The sequence below is a fragment of the Oleiphilus sp. HI0061 genome (assembly GCF_001635675.1).
Window position 1 is genome coordinate 1 of record NZ_LWFE01000607.1, and the last position, 983, is coordinate 983.

The 983-nt window shown below is 42.0% G+C and carries 1 pseudogene; it reads right to left on the reverse strand.

Annotated features, from left to right (window positions below):
• Positions 1-123: 123 nt before the first annotated feature.
• Positions 124-983, reverse strand: a pseudogene (locus A3735_RS30490) (hypothetical protein); the annotation flags it as partial.

The window sequence follows — 983 nt, forward strand, 5'->3', positions numbered from 1 at the left end:
TTCTCAACATTCAATTACAATTCACACAGTACTTAACAAAAGTGTATGTCATCACAGCAATATAGCGAGTTTTACCAACAAAAAAACATAAATAAATTTAAATCAGGCATAAAAGCCATACTTTTAGAAGTACTTCACTAACTCCAGCTCTAAATAGTCTTCATCTCTTAGACCGTAAGTTTTCAATTGGTCGTCACTTTCGGCACCGTGAAACACGCGCGCTTCAATATTCAACTTAAGATCGCTCGCCAGTCGCTTGTTCGCCTCGAATGAAAACATCAATTCCTCAGTACGTGGATCAAAAATGACGCCCGTTAGGATTTCAGAGGAGTCTTCATCATTAAAGGCATAACGCCAACCGGCAAAAATATCTCGTTCAAAAGCGTGAGTTGCGTGCTCTTTACGGTCATCAAACATATATTCCAACACCCACCCCAGATCAGCAGAGCTTTCGAAAATACCCACTTGGGTATATTCAAAGCCAAATACTGCGGCGCTATATCGACCTTTTCTACCAAGAGCATCACCAAAGCCGGAATTGGTGATACCTTCAAACTTTAATAGCCAAGAGTCATAAATATATTGAAGTTCAATACCAGTCTGATCGATAAGATGATAATGAGGAACTAACTCAGAAAACGTAGCATTCGGGCGGAAACTGGCTTCACGACTCGTGCCGGAAAAATGAGATAAAGCAAACTCTAATTCACCGACATAATGTGAATAACGGACAGCAAAGTCACTATGCCATTCTTGTGCACCCGATGCATAGCTTGCTTCATCATTACTTACCGGCAAAGGGCTTGCAGATAAGCGACCATCTTCGCCAACGAAGGTTCTTTCGCGAAAGTACGGTAACCAGAAAAGGTCAATCGTTCCCCAGTCTCGCTCTAATGAAAACTTAAGCATCGCCTGACCGAGCTTGTCTTCGCCATCGGGGTTTTCAACACTGTCGCTTTGATTAACGATATCAACGAGATGCA